A 15470-nucleotide genomic window follows, 5' to 3' on the forward strand; every position below is an offset into this window, starting at 1 on the left:
CCACCAAGCTTCTCAACTTACGCCGAAATGAGCGTCCTCAGGTCCTGATGATTCAGGTAGACCACGATCTGCCACTCGCCGTCTACCTTGCGGAGAAGGTAGGTCGACGTGAAGATCGTGCCCTCCGGGACGCTCGACGACGGGGTGCGCTCGAGCCGCCAGGTCGACCGCACCAGCGTGTGTTGGTCGTCGACAGGCGACTCGTCGAGCGAGTCCAGGGTCATTCCGGTGATGCCCAGCCCGGCGAAGAACTCCTTGCGTCTGGGCAGACTGGCAACCACCTGCTCGCGGGTCACCGGTGTCACCGACACCGGGTCCAGCGTGAGCAGGGTGGGATGGAACCCTGCTCCGTCGCTCGTTGTGGCGAACCGGTCGAAGAACTCGGCCACGTCATCGCGTACCTTCATCGAACCCCCTTGATCAGCCCGGGGTAGCAGTCTAGACAGTAGCTGTCGCGACAGCAATGCTGAAGGAGGCCGGAGATGCCGGGTCCACGGCTCGTGCTGACCAGTTTGGTGACCCAGGTGGCCCGCGGGGTCCGGACGGCACTCGACCAGCGCTTCGGCGAGCTGGGTCTGACGTCGCAGCAAGCCGGAGTACTCCTGCACGTCTCCGGCGGTACGACGAGTCCGCGCAAGCTTGCCGATCTGCTCGGGACCGACACCGCCGGGATGACGCGACTGGTCGACCGCCTCGTGGAGAAGGGCTACCTCGACCGCCTGCCGGCCGCGGACGACCGGCGTACCATCACGGTGGCCCTGACGTCTGCCGGTCGCGAGCTCGTTCCCGCGATCAAGCCGATCTTCGACGAGGTCGCCGACGCGATCACCGCGGACATCCCGGCGGAGGCGCTGCCCGGCGTACTGAAGGCGCTCGAGGCGATGCGGGCCGCCGTACGGATCAGCTGAGGCTCGGCGGGCCTTGCTCGATCCGGCGCATGACCGGTTCGAGGCGGTAGAACTCCTTGCCGCGGATCAGCTGCCGCTCGTCCCACCAGGTCGCGCCCGCCTCGGCGAGCGGCTCGATGATCGCGCGGGACCGGGCCGCGTCGGCCGGGCTGATCCCGCCGACGATCACGTCGTACGGCGTACTCCGGTCTTCGCGCTGCTCCTCGATGAAGGCAACCAGCTCCCGCAGCTCGTCGACCGGCGGGGCTTCGCCGTGGTTGGCGCTCGTGAACAGCGGTACGGCGCCGTCCCAGCGCGCGGCGCGCCGCATCGGGGCCTTCTTCGGCCAATAACCCGCGATCCACACCGGCGGCCGCGGGCTCTGAACCGTTGCCGGCAGCATCTCCACATCGTCAACCTGGTAGTGCTTTCCGGAGTGGTTGACCCGCTCGCCGGCCCAATACGCCGACAGCAGATCGAGTCCCTCGTCGAGCCGCTCGGCCAGCACCTTCGCATCGGTCGTGTCGCCGAAGCTGCCGAACTCGTCCGCGATCGGACCGCCGAGACCCGCGCCGAAGATGACCCGCCCGTTGCTCATCAAGTCCAGCGTGGCTACCTGCCGCGCGAGCTGCTCGGGCCGCCGACGCGCGACCGGCGTGACCAGCGGGCCGAGCTTGATCCGTGACGTCGCCAGCGCGGCCGCCGTCATCAGCATCCATGGATCCCCGAACGGCTGCCCGCGTCGCTGCTCCTTGCTGTGCACGACGTGGTCCCACAGGAAGAGCCCGTCCCAGCCGGCCTCCTCCGCGGCAGCCGCCACTCGCGCGACCGTGTGTGCGTCGGCGAAATCCCCGAAGTTCGGAATATTGATCGAAAAGCGCATCGTCACTCGCCCAACCGTAGTTCGACAAAAGGAATCGTGTCGCCGGGCAGCAGGTACGTCTCGACTTCGACGAACCCGTGCGCCTTCGCGAACCGCAGCCCGTCCTCATTGCTCGCCAGGATCTGCGTCTCGAAGGTGTCGCCCAGTCGTTGCCCGCGTTGCAGACAGTGCTGATAGATCGCGTCGCCGAATCCACGCCGTCGGTACGCCGGGAGCACCCGCGCGATCACCGTCACCGCTGCGGTCTCCTCCGACGGCGGCCGTACGGTCGAGCAGCCGACCAGCACGTCACCGTCGTACGCGACCTCGAGCACGTTCCGCGTCAGCCGCTCGCGGATGTCGTCGACCGACAACGGCGCCGTCGGGATGATCTCGTTGTGCACCCGCTGCCAGTCCAGCAGAGTGGCGTCGTCGGTCACCGGCACGATCCGCAGCCCAGACGTCATCCGGGCATAGTAACGTCACGTCGTGTGCGGATTCTCTTTGTGGGTAACAGCTTCACGTCGCGGAACAACCTGCCCGGGTTGATCAACGGCCTGGCCGCGGCGCGGGGGATCGAGATCGAGCACAAGCTGATCTCGGCAGGCGGCGCCTCGCTGCGGCAACACCTCAACGCGGGCAAGGCCCTCGAGGCGATCGCGAGCGGCGGTTTCGACACCGTCGTACTGCAGGAGCAGAGCACGCTACCGATCAAGAGCCCGGCCCGCTTCCGCGACAGCGCCCGTGACTTCGATGCCGCGATCACCGCGGCTGGCGCGCGTACGGCGTTCTACCTGACTTGGGCGCGGCGCAACGCCCCGGAGACCCAGAAGGCTCTGACCGACGCGTACGGCGAGGCGGCCGTGGAGCTCGGGGCTGCGTTGATCCCGGTCGGCCCGGTCTGGGAACGCTTCCTGGCCACCCACGACGAACCCGTCCTCCATGACCCGGACAACAGCCACCCAGCCCTGGCTGGCAGCTACTTGGCGGCCTGCGTGTTCCTGATCGCCCTCCTGCAGGAGGACCCGGTAGGCATCGAGACCCCCGTCAAAGGCCTGGACCCCACCACCGCCTCTCTCCTCCGCCAGTCCGCCTGGGACATCTGCACCGAACTAACCACCTGACGCACGCTGCTGTCGTTAGCGGTCCGGAGCGATCGACTTTTCGACGTCGGCTGCATGGGTGGTCCTGACCTGCGTGGTTGGTGTCGAATCAGGGGCGACGTGTTCGACGCAGGGGTGGATGGCTGCCCGTGGGGGTTGCCGAGAGCATTCAAGGGGAGAACAAGATGACCGCGAGCTACACCTTTGACGTCTTCGCCAGCCTCGACGGATTCGCGTCGTACGACAACGCCGACTGGGGTCCGTACTGGGGCAAGCAGGGCCCGGAGTTCCTGGAGCGGCGGATCGCGCAGTACGACGAGCCGCAGCGGATGGTGTTCGGAGCCGACACGTTCCGGTTGATGATGCAGATGTTCGGCCCGAGCAAGATCCCCTCCGAGGACCTCGACCCGGTGAACGGGCGAATGCGCCCCATGCCCACCACGGTCGTGTCGTCAACCCTCGAAGGCCCCTTCGACTGGCCCGATGCAACCGTCGTAACCGGCGACGCCATCGAGCTGATCACCCGCCTCAAGGAGGAGTCCGACGTCCCCCTCCGATCCCACGGCAGCCTCTCCCTCAACCGGGCCCTCATGGCGGCCGGCCTGGTAGACCGCGTCCAACTGACCATCTTCCCGGTCATCGCCGGCCAAACCGGCGTAGAGCCCGTCTTCGGCGGCGCCGCCGACTTCGATCTAGAACTCCTCGAATCCCACACCTTCGACGCCCGTACCCAAGAACTCACCTACCGCCCCACCCTCCACGGCTGATCCCATCCGCCGAGCCGTTCAGGGACAGTCTCGACAGGACGTATACGCCCACTGCCGCCGACATCCCGCCTGGGCACGCGGCTGCCGAGGTCCTAACACCCAACACCTCCTGTCGAGATGGTCCACTCGCCATCGGGCCAGCGTCGAAGGCGTGATACTGAATATGCGGCTTTCGTCGCGTTGGTGCAGGAGGGCGGTAGCTGATGGCTCGGGATGGAGCGGACGGTGGTGTATGTCGCCCGAAGAAGGCGATTTCGGGCTCGGTGCCGGTGGAGCTGATGCCGACGCCGGCGTCCACCGCAGCCCACACCGTGGGCGACTGGATCTCGGAGAATCCGAATGCGAATGCAGGCGGTGTTGTGATTCTGCGGGACCCTGAGGCTGTGGCGGTGTACTGGAAGGGTCCGCCGCCGCCCGAGCTACAAAGTCTGGCCGCTGCGCAGCCGGTGCCGGTGACCTTCCATGCCGCTACTTACTCGCTGGCCGACCTTGATCCGGTGGCACGGCAAGTCCTGGCCGATCACAGGGACGTCGTGAGTTCGACTGGCCCGAATCACGACTACTCCGGAATCAGCGTCTCGTTGTGGTCGACGGCACCCGTAGAGGCCACGATGGCGAAGCTAAACGCCGAGTCAGACGTACCGATCTTCTTCTGGATGATCGCCGACCCCGTGGATCTGACCGGCGACACCACCCACCCGTAGACCCATCACAGCGGACGAGTCGCCGCAGAGCGGTGTTCCTTTACTTGGCGTCGTGGAAGACGAGGCCGAGGGTGTGGCGTTGGCCGGATTTGATGGGGGAGACGCCGTGGCGGACGGGGGAGGCGGACCAGCCTCGGGTGGACTTCACTGGGCGGTCCCGGGTTGTGAAGAGGAGGCCGTGGCCTTGGGGGATGAGGGTGGCGGTGCCTCGGGACTGGGCTCTCGGGCGTTGTTCGACCAGGAGGAATTCGCCGCCGGTGTGGTCTACGCCGGGGTCGTTCAGGTTGATGACGACCTGGAGCGGGAACACCTTGTCGCCGTACAGGTCGCGATGCAGCGCGTTCCAGTCGCCCGCGCCATATCGCAAGAGGATCGGTGTAGGCCGCGTCTGCCCGGCTGCGTGGCAGATGTCGAGCCACTCGTCGAGCGTGTCGGGCCATTCCGCCGAGCGGCCCAGCTTCGAATACCAATCGCGCGCGATCGGCAGCAGCCGCGGGTACAGCGCCTGCCGCAACGCCTCGACGGCGTCAGGAAACGGATGGTCGAAGTACCGGTACTGGCCTTCCCCGAACCGGTGCCGCGCCATGTCGATCGTGGCGCGGAAGCGCGAGACGTCGTCGTACAGGGCCGCGATCCGGGCAGCCTCGGTCGGCGTCAGCAACTGGGGAAGCAGCGCGCAGCCGAGATCGTTCACCTCGGCCGTCACCGCGTCCCAGTCCGCTCCGGCCACTCGTCGCTCGTACTTGTTCATACCGATGGAACGCCGCAGCCCGCGACCGGGTGAGGGCTACGACGGGCTGTACCTGTGCTGCCCCGCGTCACAACTGCGAGAGGACCGTGATCGGCGCCAGCAAGGTCGCGTCGTCCAGCGGCCGCTCACCGGTCTCGAGCATCTTCAGGAAAACCTTCAGACCGGGTACGACGTACTCCGCGTCCAACTCCACCGCTTGGCTCACCAACCCGGTCCGCCCGACGACCGTGGCGTGGAACGGCACCCGCCCGTCATCCGTCGGCTTCACGAACTGCAGCGTCACGAGAACGCCGTTGCACAGATACCGCGCCACCACAGTCGAACCGACGTGTTCGACCGAAACCGGCCCGGGTTCACCAGGCGCCAGCCGCTGCGCGAGGTCAGCGATGTGGATGCCGTAGAAGAAGATCCCGCTGTACTCGCTGTCCGGATCAGCCGGCCCCGTCACCGTGACTGTCTGGACCTCGCCGACCTGAGCCTCCGCAAGCACATCAGCATCCGCGACCCACCGCACAGCGGAGTACGACGTCACGAGCGCGCCGCCCAGCCGCGCCGCGTCGAGGATCGCCCGCGCATCCGCCGTACTGGCCGCAAGCGGCTTGTCCACCCAGACCGGCGTGCCTGCCTCGAGGAACGGTACGGCGAGCTCGCGGTGCACCGCGCCGTCGCGGTTGGTCACGATCAGCGCGTCGACCGAGCCGATCAGCTCGCCCGACGTGGGTACGACGTCAGCGATTCCGCCAAGGGCCGCGAGCTTGCGGGTCTTCTCGTCGTCGCCGACCAGGGCGACCACGCGCGCGTCCGAGATCTGGTCCACGTTCAAGGCACGGACGATGTGGTCCGCGTGGCTGTTCTCCGTCCCGACCAAGGCGATGCGCATCAGTTCTCCTTCAGCTCAACGGGACGCCCGAGGCGGGCGGATTCGTACACGGCGAGCACCGTCGCCAACGAGCGACGCCCAGCCTCCAACGACACGGCCGGCGCGCGCCCGTCACGAACGGCATCGATGAAGTCGCGGTACTGCGCGAGGTGGGCAAGCTCCACCGGACCCCAATCGTCCGGTCCTTCCAGCACCGGCGCCTCAGGCTCACCGCCCTCAGCCGAGGCGAAGTACGCGAGCTGATCGTCGTCGAGCACCGCCGTACCTTGATCGCCGTGGATCGTCAGCCGCACCGGACGACCGGGGTACGCCGCAGTGCTGGCGAGCAGCAGCCCGATCGCCCCGCTCTCGAACAGGATCGAAGCGCCGGCCAGATCCTCGACCTCGATCCCGGAGTGGGCGAGCATGCCGGTCTGGGCGCTGACCTGGACCGGCCGCCCGAGCATCCACACCAGCAGATCGAGCGCGTGAATGCCTTGGTTCATCAGCGCGCCGCCGCCGTCGATCGCGAGCGTGCCTCGCCAGTCGTCGCCGTCGTAGTACGACTGCGGCCGGAAGAACGCCGACTCGGAGATCCCTGACGTCACGCGGCCGAGCGCGCCGGCGTCGATCGCCGTACGGATCTGGGTCACCGGCGGCTGGAAGCGACGCTGGCTGATCACCGAGACGGTGAGACCCGTCGCACGCTGCGCCTCGATCAGCCGGTCCGCGGCCTCGAGCGTGATGTCCACGGGCTTCTCGACGATCACGTGTTTGCCGGCCTGCAACGCCTCGATGGCATTGTCCGCGTGCAGCGCGCTCGGCAGACAGATCGCCACGGCGTCGACGGAAGAATCGGCGTACGCCTCGGCCTGGGTGGAGTAGGCGTGGCCGCCGTACGGCTCGACGAGCTTGCCGGCGCGGTCGAGGTTCTGGTCGACGACCGCGACCAGTTCGGCTTCGGTGCCGAGGGCTTCGATGAGGCGAGCGTGCACAGTGCCGATCGCGCCGGCACCGATCAGGGCGAAACGCATGAGACCTCTCTTCGATCAGGGGATCAGGTGATCAGGGAGTCGTCCAAGGGAGCGGTACGCCGCCGGTCTCGGCGGACTGTTGTGCGAGCAGGGCCAAGCGGGTAGCGAGCAGACCGCGACTCGTGGTGATCTCCGGTTCGTTGCCTGCAGCAAGCGCCTGCAGCGGGAGCTCGGCAGGACGATGGCCGGCCGGCAGCGGTACGTCGTGTGGTGCGAGGTTGGTCGTGGTGACGACGAGACGGTTGCGCGCCCACAGCAGCTCGGCCGTGCCATCGGTGCCGACGAGCTTCATCCGGTAGTCGCCGTGCATCGGCGAGCCGGCCGGATTCATCCAGTCCACACCGGCGGTGATCAGCGCACCGGGTCCGCTCAGCGTCGCCACGCCGTACGAGCTGTCCACCACGAAGCCGCTCACGGTCCCACTGGTCAGGCCGGTGAAGAGCAGTCCGGCGTCGATGTCGTGTACGGCGAGATCGTTCAGCAAGCCGCCGTACCGCGCTCGGTCGAAGAACCAGTCCGGGCGCGTCGGGCGGTTGAGCTTGTGCGGACCGGATGCGGTCACGCCGTGGATCGTGCCGAGCTGACTGGAGATCTCGAGGGCCGCGAGCGTGACGGGGTAGTAGCGCTTCTCCAGCAGGAGCGTGACGTGACGGCCGGTCCGTCGCACGGCTTCGGTGATCGCGTCGAGGTCTTCGAGGGTCGTGCAGAGCGGCTTGTCGGCGATGACGTGGCAACCGGCGTTCAAGGCATCGACAACTGCCTGACCGCGGTCGCCGTAGATGCCGGCGACCATGACGATGTCGGGCTCGACCTCGCGCAGCATCTGCTGGTGGTCCGTGAACACCTTCGCGTCGTACGGCGCAGCCCACCGCTCGGCGATCTCCCGGCTCGGATCCGCTACCGCGACCAGTTCGAGGGAGTCGACGGCGTCAACCTCCGCGGTCGCATAGGCCACGTGCGGATGGGCAGCTCCGGCGATGGCGATCCGAGTCATCTCGTGATTCCAGCATGCAACCGGTTGCACGTCAACGCGTCACCGCGGCCGTCGTCGCTCTGATCACCAGGTGGGTCGCGATCGTGATGCACTCCGCGGTCGGGTCCTCCAGCAGCTGGATCAGGAGCTTGGCGGCCGCCGTACCAGCGGTTGCCGCGCCCGCTGAGACGCTGGTGAGCGCCGGGGTCGTGAGCGCGGCGAGGGTGTCGTCGCAGCCGACGAGGCTGAAGTCCGAAGGCACCGAGATGCCGCGCAGCTCGAGCCCGGCCAGCACGCCCTGTGAGACCACATCGTCGAACGCGATCGCGGCCGTCGCACCGGACCGTACGACCGCCGACACCGAGTCCCGTCCGGCCGCGTAGCTCGGGCGGCCGACCTCGATCACCTCCACGGTCAATCCCGACGCGGCAGACGTCAGAACTTCCCGGCGCTGCTGGTCGGACCATGAGTCTCGCGGGCCGGCCAAGTACGCGATCCGCGTGTGACCGAGCTTCTTCAGCAGCATCACCGCCTCGGTCATCCCGCCGGAAGAGTCGATCAGCACGCGGGGAATGCCCTCGAGATCGCGATTCACCAAGACAACCGGACGAGTGGCGGCGAGCTCGCGGATCAGCTCCTCGGACAGCCGCGGCGACGCCAGCACGAACCCCTCCACCTGCGGCGCGAGCCGGGCGATCAGCTTCGCCTCCCGCTCCGCAGACTCGTCCGAGTCGCCGAGGAACACCGCTAGGTCGGCCGTCTCCGCTGCCGACTGCAGGCTGCGAACCAGCGGCGGGAAGAACGGGTTCGCGATATCCGGTACGACGACCGCGATGTTCCCGAACCGCCCCGTCGACAGCGCCCGCGCCGCCTGGTTTCCGACGTACCCGAGCCGGACCGCGACCGCGCGGACGTGATCGACGGTCTCCGCACTGAGCAGCTGCGGCCGCGTGAACGCCCGCGACACCGTCGACCGCGAGACCCGAGCTGCGGCAGCGATATCCCCGATCGTGACCCCCGGCACCCGCTGCAAACGTGGCGACATAGACCCACGATAGTGCAACCGGTTGCAGAACTACTTCAGGACTTTGGACACGGTGTCTTCATTGATGGGCACTGGCGAGTAACACTGGGACTGGAACGTCTGGTTGGACGATCGGGCGATGGGGCACTGGGAAGAACATGGTGGACGTCGAGCTGCGGTATTCGCGCATCTGGCGGGCAGCCGTGGGACTGCTGGCCGCGATCGGAGTCGTTGCGTCGCTGGTGTTCGTCTCCCCGTCGACGAACCTGGTCGCGTTCATGGTCGCCGCGTTCACGGCGGGAGCGGTCTGCCTGAGTATCGGCCTGGGCCGCGACCTGCCGTCCGGCGACCTCGTCTACCTCGTCCCGCGCTGGGCCGTGGTCGGCGGACTGTTCGTGCTCGCGGTCTGCGGGTACGCCGCCGCCGTCGGAGCCCGGACTGTTGCGCTCATGCTCCTCGTCGTCGGCGCCTCCCCGCCCGTCGTCAGCTGGCTGCGCTCCGGGACGCCCGACCGGCCCCCTCGTGAGGTACAGCGACGCCGGCCGATAAAGTTGCCCGCGGCATCGTCCGAGCTGCTGCAGGTGGTCCAGTCCGACGGCCGTACGGCGGAGGACTGGCCGATGCCGAAGTACCTCGCCGCCGTCGTACGCAGCGTCGGCGAGCTGAGCGACGAGGAACTGTGCCTGGCCTGGCGGCGGAGCTTCACCCAGCTCCAGCGGGCCCTCGGTGCAGACCGTCGGCAGGCGATGGTCGACGTACGGCGTGCCTATCTCGACGAACTCGAGCGCCGCCATCCCGACTGGTTCGCGACCTGGATCGCCTCGAACCCACGGGCCGCCGGCAACCCCGCGCGCTTCTTCACCCACCGCGCCGAGCACTGACGTTGATCACCTGAGCCAATCACCGAGGAGAGTCTTGTCGTGACCAGCCCGGAGACCGAACAACCGCAACGCACGTTCTTCGGTCAACCGCCCGTCCTGGCCAACCTCTTCGGCGTCGAACTCTGGGAACGCTTCTCGTTCTACGGCATGCAGGGCATCCTGCTCATCTATCTGTACTACACCGCCGAGCGCGGCGGCCTCGGCATCGACGAAGGTACGGCGACCAGCATCGTCGGCGCGTACGGCGGACTCGTCTACCTCTCCACGATCCTCGGCGCCTGGCTGGCCGACCGGGTGCTCGGTCCGGAGCGCACGCTGTTCTACGCCGCGGTCGTGGTGATGGCCGGTCATATCGCACTGGCATTGATCCCCGGCCTGGGCGGGGTCGCGGTCGGGCTGGTGCTGATCGCCACCGGCAGCGGCGGCGTGAAGGCGAACGCCACCTCGCTGGTCGGGACGCTGTACAGCGAGGACGACGACCGCCGTGACGCCGGATTCTCCCTGTTCTACCTCGGCATCAATCTCGGTGCCTTCGCCGGACCTCTGCTGACCGGCCTGCTGCAGAAGAACGTCGGCTTCCACTACGGCTTCGGCCTGGCCGCGGCGGGGATGTTCCTCGGCCTGGTCCAGTACGGCGCCGGCCGTCGTCGCCTGAGCGACGAGGCCCGCCGGGTGCCGAACCCGCTGACCGCCGACGCGCTGCGCCGGGTGCTCATCGGCGCCGCGGTGGCGCTGGTGGTCGTCGTCGGGATCCTGATCTCCGGCATCCTGCCGGCCGGACGGTACGCGCTCGCGGTCGCGGTCATCAGCGCGCTCGCGGCGATCGCCTACTTCGTCGTCATTCTCGGCAGCGGCCGGCTGACCGAGGTCGAACGGAGCCGGGTGCTCGCGTTCATCCCGTTGTTCATCGCGAGTGCGGCGTTCTGGTCGCTCTATCAGCAGCAGTTCACCGTGGTGACCGTCTACTCCGACCAACGGCTCGACCGGAACATCTTCGGCTGGGAGATGCCGGTGTCGTTCGTGCAGTCGATCAACCCGGTGATGGTGATCATCCTGTCCGGCGTGTTCGCCGCGCTGTGGACGAAACTCGGGCCCCGCCAGCCGTCGACGCCGATCAAGTTCAGCGCCGGGCTGGCGATCATGGGCGTTGCCTTCCTGCTGTTCCTGACCATGGCCGGCGGCGGTCCGAACAGCGCGCCGCTGCTCGGACTCACCGGCATCCTGCTGGTCTTCACGATCGCCGAGCTACTGCTTTCGCCGGTCGGTCTCTCCTTGTCGACAAAGCTCGCACCCGAGGCGTTCCGCACCCAGATGGTCGCCCTGTTCTTCCTCTCGGTCGCGCTCGGTACGGCGATGTCCGGCGTACTCGCGAAGCTCTACAGCGCCGAGCACGAGACGCCGTACTTCGGTGTGATCGGCGGGGTCGCGCTGGTATTGGGCGGGCTGCTCGCGCTGGCGACGCCTGCCATCCGGCGACTCATGCGCGGGGTGCACTGAACGTCGAACGGAGATCTGCGCCGATCAGCTCGACCGCATGACGCCCAGCCGACAGTGCGGCGGGGAAGTTGAGGAACGCGTGCATGGTGTCGGCGTACTCGACCAGCCTGGTTGGTATACCGGCCTCTGCGAGACGGCCGGCGTAGGCGAGGGCGTCCGGTCGCAGGGAGTCCCGGCCGGCGGCAAGCATGAGGGTCGGTGGGAGGCCCGCGAGCGATTCTGCCTGGAGTGGTACGGCGGTCGCGGGGATCTCGTTATCGGTCGTGGCGAAGTACCACTCGTGCCAGTCTGCGTCAGGGTGTAGGTCCAGGGTTGGGTAGCAGAGGATCTGGCGATCGGGGAGTGGGGTGCCTTCGTCCCGCGCCAGCAGGCAGGTGCCGGCGGCAAGTGCTGCGCCCGCACTTTGACCGCCGATGACGATCCGGCCGTCGCCGTTGAGCTCGGTTGTGTGTTCGCGGATCCACTGCAGGGTCTCGTAGGTGTCGTGAAGTCCTGCTGGATAGGGGTTTTCGGGTGCCAGGCGATAGTTGAGCGAGACAACGGTGACGTTGCCGTTGGCAGCGATCCCGGAGGTCGCATACTCGATGTCGCGTAGGTGACCGCCGATGAAACCGCCGCCGTGCAGCCAGAGCACGATCGGCCGCGGCTGCGTCGCGTACCGGTAGACCCGCGCCTCCAGTGCGCGTCCCGGTAGTTCGATCGTCAGGTCGTCCAACGAAACGCGGGGGTCGGGATGGCCGGCCAGCGCGGGATCCGGCAGGTCTTCCCGATCCAGAAGCAATGCCTCGTAGGAACCGTCGATCTCGGGCGCGTCGGCCAGCACTTTCAGGAGCGCGTCGGTTTCCGAGCCGTACTCCGGGCTCTCGATCAGCTCCCGGTTCATGCGGAGACCGGCTGCAGATGGCGGGCCGCGTGGGCGAACATGAACCCGTCCGGCGTCGTGGATACGTATTCAGCCAGGGCCCCGATCCCGCCGTCGAACCCGGCACCGGTCGTTGGGTCGGCCCACCCCTGGTCGTCGTACTGCTCGATCTCGGCCAGCATCGCGGCGCCAACGCTGTCGAACCTGTGGAGAACCAGCTCGGACGGGATCCGCCGTCCCGCTTCGACGCCACCCAGGTTGAGCGCTCGGCCGATCTCGGCGGTCTCCCAGCGGGGGTCGAGGCTCCAGTGCAACCGGCCTGCTTTGGCATCCCGCAGTACGGCGAGGTTGATCTCGTCCCACATCAGCACGTGGGCGACCAGGTCGTGCAAGGAGTCGCAGAAGTCCCCGAGCGGGCCGGCGGTCACGTCGTACGGCGCCCGCAGTTCGTCCGCGCTCTTTCCGTCGACCCGGCTCAGCAGGAGTTCTTGATCCCGGCGGATCATTCCGGCCGCCTGCGCCGGAGTGGTAGTCGGTGTACGCATGCCGACAATCAACCAGCCGGACTGCTCACGCCCTGGTGGATTGCGCGAACTTCTCAATCCGTCGCGCGGTACGTCGCCATCTTGGCGCGGGCGCCGCAGGTGTTCATCGAGCACCACCGGCGTTGTCCGGCGCGGCTCGTGTCGACGAAGAGCAAGGAACAATCGTCGGATGCGCAGACCCGGATCCGCTCGGCCAGCGGTCCGGTGAGCAGGTCGACGGCGTCCCGCGCCAGCCTGGTGAGCAGCTCCGGGACGTCGGTCAGGTCAGTGGCCACGCGGCGGTCCGGGGTCAGGCGCGGGCCGGCGAGTGGGCGGCTGCTCCACTGGTTGACCACCTCGAGGTCGGCGGGGAGCGTCGCGCCGGTGAAGAGCCGGTAGAGCGCCTCGCGGAGCTGGATTGCTTGTTCACGCGTGCGACGCGAGACCGGCACCTCGTCGTTGGTGAGACCCGCCTCGCGGAACCAGCGAGCGAGATCCGCCGGCTCCGGCATGCGCTCGAACGGTGCCTGCTCCCGCTTGCCCACTGTCGCGGTGAAGTCGACAGACGGCCGGCCGGCGACCCAGGTGAAGCGCGTGTTCATGGTCGTAGCCTATCATTTGTGTTACCAGTTAAACCGGTAACAAGGGAGCAGCTTGTGAGGATCGGGATCGTCGGCGCGGGCGGCGTCGGTGGGTACTTCGGCGCGCGGCTGGCCGCGGCGGGGCAGGACGTCGGGTTCGTGGCGCGGGGCAAGCACCTCGAGGCGCTGAGGTCGGACGGGTTGGTCGTGCGTAGCCCTGCCGGCGATCTCCAGTTGCCGGTGCAGGCCACGAGCGAGCCGGCCGAGCTCGGCGTGGTCGACTACGTTCTGGTCAGCGTGAAGACCTGGCAGTTGTCCGAGGCGGTCGACTCGATCCAGCCGCTCGTCGGTCCGGATACTGCGATCGTCACGGTGCAGAACGGCGTGGAGGCACCGGACCAGGTCGCCGAGTCGTTCGGGCGGGACGCGGTACTGCCCGGTGCGGCCGAGGTTATCGCGTACGTCGACGGCCCGGGGATCATCCGGCACCTCGGCAGCGGCAAGCTGACGTTCGCCGAGTGGGACAACCGGCAGTCCTCGCGCGCTGACTCGCTCCAGGAGGCCTTCGCCTCCGCCGGGCTGCAAGCCGTTGTTTCGGAGGACATCTGGGCCGCGCTCTGGACCAAGTTCCTCTCGGTCGTCCCGAGCGGCGGCCTCGGCACCGCGACCGGCGCCGGCTACGGCGTACTCCGCACCCACCCGGCCGCCCGGCAACTCCTCACCGACGCCACCACCGAGATCCGCGACGTCGCCGTTGCCCGAGGCATCCACCTCGCCGAGGACGTCGTACCCCGCACCCTCGCCTGGATCGACGGCCTCCCAGCCGACGGCACCACCTCCCTCCAACGCGACCTCATCGCCGCCCGCCCTTCCGAGCTCGATGCCTGGACCGGCGCGGTAGTCCGCCTGGGCAACGAGGCAGGCGTCCCCACACCGGTCAACACGTTCCTCTACAACCTGGCCACCACCAGAGCCTTCGCCGCAGGCAACTAGCCCCTGGGTACGCCGTACTCGCGCAGCTCGGTGCGGCTACTCCAGACCGAGGCTGGTGAGGACGTCCATCACTGAGCGCTTCGGCGGGGCAGCAGAGACGAGCCCGCGGATGCAGCCGGTCATCACCATTCGGAAGTACGCCTCGGAGCTGATCTGCGGGAGCTCCTGGTGTGCCGCGAGCAGCAGCTCGTCGGTGGCGAGCAGGGCGTAGACCTTCTCGAGTTCGCGGCGATGCGGACCCTCGAAGTACGGGCGATGCCGCTCCTCGGCAGCCGTCAGGTTGATCGCGAGCGAGGCCACGGTGCCTGACATCAGTACGGCGCCTGCCGGGGTGTAGCCGCGCCGGCCGAGCGCCTCGATCGCCGGTACAGCGCGGCCCCGCACCCGTTCGTCTCAGGGGTCAACCCCGGAGCTTGCCGCTTCGCACCCCGTATGGAGGGGGTAGAACCGGCAAACTCCGGGGTTGACCCCTGAGACGTCCGCCGGGGGCGGCGACGGCAAGGCGGGGGCGTCGAGCGGCGGGGCGGCGGGGGTAGGGCTGGATGGGGTGAGAGGCGGGGTGTCGGCGGTAGGGCTGGATGCGCCGAGGGGCGGGGCGTCGGCGGTAGGGCTGGATGGGCCGAGGGGGCCGGGCGGCGAGGGGCGGCGGCGGTAGGGCTGGTTGGGGCGCGGCTCAGTCGTTGGCGAGGCGTTGGAGGAGGTGGGCGAGGACCTGCTGCTCCTCGGGGGTGAGGCGGGACAACTGGCTGACCATGACGTCCCGGCGCTTCTCGCGGAGGGTGTTGAGGATCTGGCGGCCGTTGGGGGTGAGGTCGACGAGGGTGGCGCGGCGGTCGTGGGGGTCCGGTTGGCGTTCGACCAGGCCGGCCGCTTCGAGGTCGTCGACGACGGAGGTGGCTGAGCGCGGGACGATGCCGAGCTGGGCGGCCAGTTCGCTCAGGCGGAGGGCCCGGTCCGCGCGGTCGAGCGTCCGCAGTACGCGGAACTGCCCGTGGGTGACGCTCTCCCCGAAACCCTCCCGCGAAGCCCGCCGCTGCCGCCGGACAATCCCGTCCAGCAACGCGGCGATCTGTTCCGCAGCATCATCCGGCCCATGCATGAGCAGAGCTTAGGTCCTGTCTGGTGATCCAGCGCCTACTGCGGGGCACTCGGCACGGCACCTCGCCGC

The 15470-nt window shown here is 68.2% G+C and carries 20 protein-coding genes; 7 read left to right on the forward strand and 13 right to left on the reverse strand.

From position 1 onward, the window contains the following. Nucleotides 1–17: 17 nt before the first annotated feature. Nucleotides 18–407 carry a hypothetical protein gene (locus EV645_RS18180; RefSeq protein WP_130445066.1) on the reverse strand — a complete coding sequence of 130 codons (390 nt, stop codon included), beginning with the start codon at nt 405–407 and terminating at the stop codon, nt 18–20. Between the two features lie 75 nt (nt 408–482). Between EV645_RS18180 and EV645_RS18185 the strand changes: the two genes are divergently transcribed. Continuing rightward, nucleotides 483–908: a MarR family winged helix-turn-helix transcriptional regulator gene (locus tag EV645_RS18185; RefSeq protein ID WP_130445067.1), complete on the forward strand. Its 426-nt coding sequence runs from the start codon at nt 483–485 to the stop codon at nt 906–908. Here the strand turns inward: EV645_RS18185 and EV645_RS18190 are convergent. Together EV645_RS18190 and EV645_RS18195 are read right to left on the reverse strand one after the other, a co-directional pair. Further along, nucleotides 901–1770 (reverse strand): LLM class flavin-dependent oxidoreductase, encoded by an 870-nt coding sequence (locus EV645_RS18190; protein ID WP_130445464.1) that lies wholly within the window; start codon nt 1768–1770, stop codon nt 901–903. The genes EV645_RS18185 and EV645_RS18190 overlap by 8 nt on opposite strands. A 2-nt stretch (nt 1771–1772) precedes the next feature. Beyond that, on the reverse strand, nt 1773–2216 hold the full coding sequence (locus tag EV645_RS18195; RefSeq protein ID WP_130445068.1) for a GNAT family N-acetyltransferase: 444 nt from the start codon (nt 2214–2216) through the stop codon (nt 1773–1775). A 24-nt stretch (nt 2217–2240) separates the two neighbouring features. On the opposite strand from EV645_RS18195, the gene EV645_RS18200 reads away from it, so the two are divergent. The 3 genes from EV645_RS18200 (at nt 2241) to EV645_RS18210 (ending at nt 4323) form a co-directional block, all read left to right on the forward strand. After that, the gene (locus EV645_RS18200; protein WP_130445069.1) at nt 2241–2873 is read left to right on the forward strand and encodes an SGNH/GDSL hydrolase family protein; all 633 of its coding nucleotides are present in this window, start codon (nt 2241–2243) and stop codon (nt 2871–2873) included. 164 nt (nt 2874–3037) lie between these two features. Beyond that, nucleotides 3038–3619: a dihydrofolate reductase family protein gene (locus tag EV645_RS18205; RefSeq protein WP_130445070.1), complete on the forward strand. Its 582-nt coding sequence runs from the start codon at nt 3038–3040 to the stop codon at nt 3617–3619. A 203-nt stretch (nt 3620–3822) separates the two neighbouring features. Next, nucleotides 3823–4323: a hypothetical protein gene (locus EV645_RS18210; protein WP_130445071.1), complete on the forward strand. Its 501-nt coding sequence runs from the start codon at nt 3823–3825 to the stop codon at nt 4321–4323. Nucleotides 4324–4363: 40 nt separating this feature from the next. Here the strand turns inward: EV645_RS18210 and EV645_RS18215 are convergent, their stop codons facing one another. The 5 genes from EV645_RS18215 to EV645_RS18235 all read right to left on the reverse strand — a co-directional run bounded on the left by EV645_RS18215 (nt 4364) and on the right by EV645_RS18235 (nt 8985). Continuing rightward, entirely contained in the window at nt 4364–5074 is a 711-nt protein-coding gene (locus EV645_RS18215) for a 2OG-Fe(II) oxygenase (RefSeq protein ID WP_130445072.1), read from the reverse strand. Nucleotides 5075–5141: 67 nt separating this feature from the next. After that, the gene (locus tag EV645_RS18220) at nt 5142–5954 is read right to left on the reverse strand and encodes a Gfo/Idh/MocA family protein (RefSeq protein ID WP_130445073.1); all 813 of its coding nucleotides are present in this window, start codon (nt 5952–5954) and stop codon (nt 5142–5144) included. After that, a complete protein-coding gene (locus tag EV645_RS18225) occupies nt 5954–6967 on the reverse strand; it encodes a Gfo/Idh/MocA family protein (RefSeq protein ID WP_130445074.1) in 1014 nt (337 codons plus the stop codon). The genes EV645_RS18220 and EV645_RS18225 overlap by 1 nt, the downstream gene beginning before the upstream one ends. A 31-nt stretch (nt 6968–6998) precedes the next feature. Then, complete coding sequence (locus tag EV645_RS18230) at nt 6999–7961, reverse strand: Gfo/Idh/MocA family protein (RefSeq protein ID WP_130445075.1); 963 nt, start codon at nt 7959–7961, stop codon at nt 6999–7001. Nucleotides 7962–7992: 31 nt separating this feature from the next. Further along, complete coding sequence (locus EV645_RS18235; RefSeq protein ID WP_130445076.1) at nt 7993–8985, reverse strand: LacI family DNA-binding transcriptional regulator; 993 nt, start codon at nt 8983–8985, stop codon at nt 7993–7995. A gap of 137 nt (nt 8986–9122) precedes the next feature. On the opposite strand from EV645_RS18235, the gene EV645_RS18240 reads away from it, so the two are divergent. Together EV645_RS18240 and EV645_RS18245 are read left to right on the forward strand one after the other, a co-directional pair. After that, nucleotides 9123–9845: a hypothetical protein gene (locus EV645_RS18240; RefSeq protein ID WP_130445077.1), complete on the forward strand. Its 723-nt coding sequence runs from the start codon at nt 9123–9125 to the stop codon at nt 9843–9845. Nucleotides 9846–9884: 39 nt separating this feature from the next. Further along, a complete protein-coding gene (locus EV645_RS18245) occupies nt 9885–11342 on the forward strand; it encodes a peptide MFS transporter (protein WP_198681678.1) in 1458 nt (485 codons plus the stop codon). On the opposite strand, the gene EV645_RS18250 is transcribed toward EV645_RS18245, so the two are convergent. The 3 genes from EV645_RS18250 to EV645_RS42520 are packed head-to-tail and all read right to left on the reverse strand — an operon-like array spanning nt 11323 to nt 13330. Beyond that, nucleotides 11323–12225, reverse strand: coding sequence for an alpha/beta hydrolase (locus EV645_RS18250; protein ID WP_130445079.1), 903 nt, complete (start codon nt 12223–12225; stop codon nt 11323–11325). The genes EV645_RS18245 and EV645_RS18250 overlap by 20 nt on opposite strands. After that, nucleotides 12222–12749, reverse strand: a complete 528-nt coding sequence (locus EV645_RS18255) for a hypothetical protein (protein WP_130445080.1) — start codon at nt 12747–12749, stop codon at nt 12222–12224. The genes EV645_RS18250 and EV645_RS18255 overlap by 4 nt, the downstream gene beginning before the upstream one ends. A gap of 53 nt (nt 12750–12802) precedes the next feature. Next, nucleotides 12803–13330: a CGNR zinc finger domain-containing protein gene (locus EV645_RS42520; protein WP_130445081.1), complete on the reverse strand. Its 528-nt coding sequence runs from the start codon at nt 13328–13330 to the stop codon at nt 12803–12805. Between the two features lie 54 nt (nt 13331–13384). Between EV645_RS42520 and EV645_RS18265 the strand changes: the two genes are divergently transcribed. Continuing rightward, complete coding sequence (locus EV645_RS18265) at nt 13385–14302, forward strand: 2-dehydropantoate 2-reductase (protein WP_130445082.1); 918 nt, start codon at nt 13385–13387, stop codon at nt 14300–14302. Between the two features lie 36 nt (nt 14303–14338). Here the strand turns inward: EV645_RS18265 and EV645_RS18270 are convergent, their stop codons facing one another. After that, nucleotides 14339–14686, reverse strand: coding sequence for a hypothetical protein (locus EV645_RS18270; RefSeq protein ID WP_130445083.1), 348 nt, complete (start codon nt 14684–14686; stop codon nt 14339–14341). Between the two features lie 289 nt (nt 14687–14975). Then, on the reverse strand, nt 14976–15401 hold the full coding sequence (locus tag EV645_RS18275; protein ID WP_130445084.1) for a MarR family winged helix-turn-helix transcriptional regulator: 426 nt from the start codon (nt 15399–15401) through the stop codon (nt 14976–14978). Nucleotides 15402–15470 lie beyond the last annotated feature (69 nt).

The organism is Kribbella rubisoli, assembly GCF_004217145.1.
Lineage (GTDB): Bacteria > Actinomycetota > Actinomycetes > Propionibacteriales > Kribbellaceae > Kribbella > Kribbella rubisoli.

Coding starts and splice junctions, on each gene's coding strand:
- EV645_RS18180 (WP_130445066.1), bottom strand. CDS start 407: ATGAAGGTACGCGATGACGTGGCCGAGTTCTTCGACCGGTTCGCCACA.
- EV645_RS18185 (WP_130445067.1), top strand. CDS start 483: ATGCCGGGTCCACGGCTCGTGCTGACCAGTTTGGTGACCCAGGTGGCC.
- EV645_RS18190 (WP_130445464.1), bottom strand. CDS start 1,770: ATGCGCTTTTCGATCAATATTCCGAACTTCGGGGATTTCGCCGACGCA.
- EV645_RS18195 (WP_130445068.1), bottom strand. CDS start 2,216: ATGACGTCTGGGCTGCGGATCGTGCCGGTGACCGACGACGCCACTCTG.
- EV645_RS18205 (WP_130445070.1), top strand. CDS start 3,038: ATGACCGCGAGCTACACCTTTGACGTCTTCGCCAGCCTCGACGGATTC.
- EV645_RS18210 (WP_130445071.1), top strand. CDS start 3,823: ATGGCTCGGGATGGAGCGGACGGTGGTGTATGTCGCCCGAAGAAGGCG.
- EV645_RS18215 (WP_130445072.1), bottom strand. CDS start 5,074: ATGAACAAGTACGAGCGACGAGTGGCCGGAGCGGACTGGGACGCGGTG.
- EV645_RS18220 (WP_130445073.1), bottom strand. CDS start 5,954: ATGCGCATCGCCTTGGTCGGGACGGAGAACAGCCACGCGGACCACATC.
- EV645_RS18225 (WP_130445074.1), bottom strand. CDS start 6,967: ATGCGTTTCGCCCTGATCGGTGCCGGCGCGATCGGCACTGTGCACGCT.
- EV645_RS18230 (WP_130445075.1), bottom strand. CDS start 7,961: ATGACTCGGATCGCCATCGCCGGAGCTGCCCATCCGCACGTGGCCTAT.
- EV645_RS18235 (WP_130445076.1), bottom strand. CDS start 8,985: ATGTCGCCACGTTTGCAGCGGGTGCCGGGGGTCACGATCGGGGATATC.
- EV645_RS18240 (WP_130445077.1), top strand. CDS start 9,123: ATGGTGGACGTCGAGCTGCGGTATTCGCGCATCTGGCGGGCAGCCGTG.
- EV645_RS18250 (WP_130445079.1), bottom strand. CDS start 12,225: ATGAACCGGGAGCTGATCGAGAGCCCGGAGTACGGCTCGGAAACCGAC.
- EV645_RS18255 (WP_130445080.1), bottom strand. CDS start 12,749: ATGCGTACACCGACTACCACTCCGGCGCAGGCGGCCGGAATGATCCGC.
- EV645_RS42520 (WP_130445081.1), bottom strand. CDS start 13,330: ATGAACACGCGCTTCACCTGGGTCGCCGGCCGGCCGTCTGTCGACTTC.
- EV645_RS18275 (WP_130445084.1), bottom strand. CDS start 15,401: ATGCATGGGCCGGATGATGCTGCGGAACAGATCGCCGCGTTGCTGGAC.